Source organism: uncultured Nevskia sp. (genome assembly GCF_903885465.1).
GTDB lineage: Bacteria > Pseudomonadota > Gammaproteobacteria > Nevskiales > Nevskiaceae > Nevskia.
Genome location: NZ_CAISIQ010000358.1, coordinates 1 through 4873, shown reverse-complemented (window position 1 = coordinate 4873; position 4873 = coordinate 1). Strand labels below are relative to the sequence as shown.

Below are 4873 nucleotides of genomic sequence, written 5' to 3'. Positions count from 1 at the left end.
TGGCCACGGTCGCCTACCGGTTCTGAGCCTTGCACCGAGGCCGGGCGCAATGCCCGGCCTTTCTCAGGGCTGATGCGAGATCAAGAAATGAACGTTTACCGATCCGGCCTCAGGGCCGGAGTTTTTTCCGTTGTGCTCGCCATGATGGCCTTGATGCCGCAAGCCTTCGCTGCAAAGGCCAAGTCGCAAGTCGGGGACTTCCCGAAAGCGAAGGTCGCGCTGGTTGGCGGCACCTTCATCAACGACGCGCTGCTGAATTCCAGCGGCATTCTCAAAGGCAGCTTCACGATCAAGACCAAGGTCGGCCTGTCGCCGGTGATCTGGTATGGCGAGACCGAAGGTGTGCCGTTCTACTACGTGCACATGCATGGCGACGGCAAGTACGTCGAAACCTGGGCGGCGCTGGCGCAGCTCGGAGTGCGTGATGCGATCGGCGGTGCCACCGCCGGCGGCATCAATCCATCGATGAAGCTCTACGACTACGTGGTGCCGCACGATTTCATCGACATGAACATCACCCGTCCTCTGGCGATGCCGAAGGAGGCGTACACAGATCCGGATGCCATCCCGATCCCGCGTTATGTGCCGGCCATGGATCCGCTGCTGCGGCAGATCCTGATCGACGAAACCCGCAAAGCCATTCGCGCCAGCCACGATTACGACGACATCGGCCTGCATGAAAGCGGCGTGGTCATCCAGTCACGCGGCGGCCGTTTCGAGACCGCCAGCGAAGTGAAGATGATGGGGCAATGGGGCGCTGATCTGGTGACCATGAGCATCGGCACCGAAATGACTTACGCACGGATGATGGGCATCAACTACGCCGCACTGGTATCGATATCGAACCCGGCCGAAGGCGTCGGCAGCTGGGATTGGGACACCATCAAGGCCGTCTATCCGCGCATCAATCCACTGAGCCTGCGTATCGTGCTGGCAGCAATTCCGAAAGTCGCTGCCATCGGCGACGAGGTTCCCAGAGTCGGTGATGCCCTGCGTTTCCATCCGGAAATGACCAGCGTGCCGGCTACCGAAAAGAAGAAAAAGCCATGAACAAAAGCGCTCTGCTGAGCCTGTTACTGCCGCTGGCGCTGATCTGCGGTGGCTGCGCGAAAAAGCCGCCGCCGCCGATCGAGGTCAAGGTGGTCGTTGTCTCGATGTTCGAGATCGGCAAGGACAGCGGCGATACCGCCGGCGAGTTCCAGCTCTGGTATGAACGCCAGAAGCTGAGCCAGAAGTTTCCGTTCGCCCATCACCACGATCTGTTCTTCAATCCTGAGACCGGCGTGCTCGGCATGGTCACTGGCATGGGCACCGCGAATTCGGCGACCGCAGTGATGGCGCTCGGTCTCGATCCGCGCTTCGATCTGTCCCATGCCTACTGGCTGGTCGCCGGCATCGCCGGTTTCGATCCCGCCGATGCGTCGCTGGGTTCGGCGGCCTGGGCCGAGTATCTGGTCGACGCCGATCTCGCCCATGAGATCGATGCCCGTGAAATGCCGGCGGACTGGCCCACCGGCTATTTCGCGCGCGGCAGCAAGGGCCCGTACATGAAGCCGCATCCGCCGTCCGAAGGCGAGGTCTTCCACCTCAACGGCGCACTGACCGAATGGGCCTACCAGCTGACCAAGGATGTGCCGCTGGCCGACAGCGAAGCGCTGCAGAAACGCCGCGCGCTGTATGTCGGCTATCCGAATGCCCAGAAGCCGCCGTTCGTGCTCAAGGGCGACAACCTCGCCGGCATGACCTACTGGCACGGCAAGCTGCTCAACGACTGGGCCAACGGCTGGACCAAATACTGGACCGACGACAAGGGCGAGTTCGTGTCCTCGGCGATGGAAGACACCGGCAGCTTCCAGTCGCTGACTTACTTGTCACCAACCGGCAAGGTCGACATGAACCGGGTGATGGTGCTGCGCACGGCCAGCAACTACACGATGCAGTCGCCGGGCATCACGGCGGCCGAAAGCCTGCTTGGCGAGCATGGTGAAGAAGGCTATTCGGGGCTGACCGCTTCGGTGGAAGCGGCTTATCAGGTCGGCTCTAAAGTGGTCGATGAGATCGTGACCCACTGGGATGTCTACAAGGACAAGGTTCCAGCCGCCCAATGAATCGGTCGGTTGCCAGGGCTGAGGGCGCTGTCGATCCGGTCGACGAAGTCCTGCCGCTGCCGCAGCTGGTGACGTATGGCGTCCAGCATGTGCTGGCGTTCTATGCCGGCGCGGTGCTGATTCCGATCATCCTGTCCGGCGCGCTGGGCCTGAGCCACGAACAGCTGATCCACTTGATCAACGCCGATCTGTTCACCTGCGGGATCGCTTCGATCCTGCAGGCGGGCGGCATCGGCAACGTCGGTGTGCGGCTGCCGCTGCTGCAGGGCGTCACCTTCACCGCGGTCAGCCCGATGATCGCGATCGGCCTGTCGGCCGGGGGCGGCGTGCCGGGTCTGCTGCTGATCTACGGCAGCGTCATCGTTGCCGGCGCCTGCACCTTCTTCGCTGCACCGCATTTCGCGCGGCTGCTGCGCTACTTCCCGCCGGCGGTGACCGGCACGGTGATCCTGATCATCGGCATCGCCTTGCTGCCGGTGGCCGCCAGCGATGTCGTCAACGGCGTTGGCCCGCATCGCATGCAGGACCCGGTGGCCTTGAAGAACGTCCTCTACGGGCTGGCGACGCTAGCCGTGATCGTCGCGATTCAGCGCTTCTTCCGCGGCTTCGTGTCGACCATCGCGGTGCTGCTCGGCCTAGTCGCCGGCACCTTGCTGGCCTGGGTCTGCGGCGATGCCCATTTCGATTCCGTGCTGCAAGCGCCGGCCTTCGGCTACACCACGCCGTTCCACTTCGGCCTGCCCACCTTCAATCTGTTCGCGATCCTGTCGATGCTGATCGTCATGCTGATCACCATGATCGAGACCACCGGCGACGTCTATGCCACCGGCGAGATCGTGCAGCGGCGTATCCGGCCCGATGACATCGCCCGCGCCATTCGGGCCGACGGTGCCGCCACCTTTCTCGGCGGCATCCTCAACTCGTTCCCGTACACCTGCTTTGCCGAGAACGTCGGCCTGGTTCGCCTCACTCAGATCAAGAGCCGCTGGGTCGTGGTTGCCGCCGGTGTGGTGATGCTGATGCTCGGTTCGATGCCGAAGGCGGCGGCCGTGGTGGCGGCGATCCCGCATCCGGTGCTCGGCGGCGCGGCCCTGGCGATGTTCGCGGCTGTCGCCGTGGTCGGCATCCAGACGCTGTCGCGGGTGGACTTCAACGACCATCGCAACATCGTCATCGTCGGCACCAGCCTCGGGCTCGGCATGCTGGTCACCGCCCAGCCGAATCTGGCCGCCGCGTTTCCCGGCTGGGCGCAGACCGTGTTCGGCAGCGGCATCACGCTGGCGGCGATTACCGCGATCCTGCTCAACCTGCTGTTCAATCACGTCGGCCGCGGCAGCCTCAGCCCGGCGGCCGCGGTGGCGGGAAGGCCAGGCGGCCTGATCGGCCTCGATGCCGTCAACTCCATGGATGCGGAAACTTTCGAGGAGACCTTCGGCGGGCTGGTCGAGAACACGCCCTGGGTGCTCGAGCGCGCCTGGGCGATGCGGCCGTTCGCCGACACCCTGGCGCTGCGGGCGGCGTTCCAGAACGCGCTGATCACCGGCAGCAGCGAGGAGCAGCTGCAGCTGATGAACTCCTTCGCCGATCTCGGCAGCGCTGCCGATGCTCACAATGATTATCGGCTCGATCCTGCCGAGGCCGGTGCTGGTGACCTCGATGCCGACGCGCGACGCGAGGTGCACGAGATGGCGCAGGCCTACCGCGGCCACTTCGGTTTTCCGCTGATCGTCTGCGCGCGTGACATCGAGCGCTACCAGCGCGCCGTGCTCGAAGGATGGTCGCGGATGGCCAATGCCGTGGCGGTTGAACGCGCCGCCGGCCTGATCGAGATTGCCCGCATCGCCAACGCCCGCTTCAATGATCTGGTCGCCGACGCCAACCCGATCCAGACGGCGAGGGCGCGGGCCTATCGCAACGCCTGAGCGCTCCATGAATTCCACAAGTTCTGTCCCGCTGATCGACATCGCGCCGCTGCTGTCGGGCGATCTCGAAGCCCGCCGCAAGGTCGCGAGCGAGATCGGTGCCGCTTGCCGCGGCATCGGCTTTTTCGCGGTCACCGGCCACGGCATCGCAGTGGAACAGATCGGCGCCATGTTCGCCGCTGCACACGCCTTCTTCGCGCTGCCGCTAGCGGACAAACGCGCGTTGGCGATGAAGCTGCACGGCCATAACCGTGGCTACGCCGGTTACGGCGATGAAGCGCTGGACGAACACGCCGCGCCCGATCTCAAGGAGGCCTACAACCTGATCTGGACCGACGGCCAGCAGCGGCCCCCGAACCTGTGGCCCTCGCTGCCGGGCTGGCGTGACACGGCCGAGGCTTACTTCGACGCCGTGCTGGCCGTGGGCCATCACCTGCACCGGGCTTTCGCGCTGGATCTCGCGTTGCCCGAACAGCACTTCGCCGACAAGATCGACCAGCCGATGGCCACGCTGCGAATGTTGCGTTACCCGGACCGGCGGCCGGACGACATCACCGAGGGTGAGGTCGGTGCCGGTGCCCACACCGATTACGGCAATCTGACCTTGCTGGCGACCGATGGCGTCGCCGGCCTGCAGGTGCAACCGCGCGGCAGCCTTGAGTGGATCGACGTGCCGGCGCTGCCCGGAGCCTTCGTCTGCAATATCGGCGACTGCCTGATGCGCTGGTCGAACGACGTCTACATGTCGACTCCGCATCGCGTCCTGCCGCCGCCGGCCGAACGCTATTCGATCGCCTTCTTCCTCGATCCGAATCCGGAGGCGCTGGTCAGCGCGATCCCGAG

The 4873-nt window shown here is 64.6% G+C and carries 4 protein-coding genes; all 4 read left to right on the top strand.

Annotated features, from left to right (window positions below; genetic code table 11):
- Nucleotides 1-141 precede the first annotated feature (141 nt).
- A complete protein-coding gene (locus QZY06_RS14200; RefSeq protein ID WP_295685677.1) occupies nt 142-1050 on the top strand; it encodes a hypothetical protein in 909 nt (302 codons plus the stop codon).
- Nucleotides 1047-2108 carry a purine nucleoside permease gene (locus QZY06_RS14195; protein ID WP_295685674.1) on the top strand — a complete coding sequence of 354 codons (1062 nt, stop codon included), beginning with the start codon at nt 1047-1049 and terminating at the stop codon, nt 2106-2108. The genes QZY06_RS14200 and QZY06_RS14195 overlap by 4 nt, the downstream gene beginning before the upstream one ends.
- A complete protein-coding gene (locus QZY06_RS14190; RefSeq protein ID WP_295685672.1) occupies nt 2105-4030 on the top strand; it encodes a solute carrier family 23 protein in 1926 nt (641 codons plus the stop codon). The genes QZY06_RS14195 and QZY06_RS14190 overlap by 4 nt, the downstream gene beginning before the upstream one ends.
- Before the next feature lie 7 nt (nt 4031-4037).
- A partial coding sequence (locus QZY06_RS14185; protein WP_295685671.1) for a 2-oxoglutarate and iron-dependent oxygenase domain-containing protein occupies nt 4038-4873 on the top strand: 836 nt, incomplete at its 3' end.

Bases quoted from the DNA above. Each gene is read 5' to 3' on its own strand.
- QZY06_RS14200 (WP_295685677.1), top strand. From the start codon at position 142: ATGATGGCCTTGATGCCGCAAGCCTTCGCTGCAAAGGCCAAGTCGCAA.
- QZY06_RS14190 (WP_295685672.1), top strand. From the start codon at position 2,105: ATGAATCGGTCGGTTGCCAGGGCTGAGGGCGCTGTCGATCCGGTCGAC.
- QZY06_RS14195 (WP_295685674.1), top strand. From the start codon at position 1,047: ATGAACAAAAGCGCTCTGCTGAGCCTGTTACTGCCGCTGGCGCTGATC.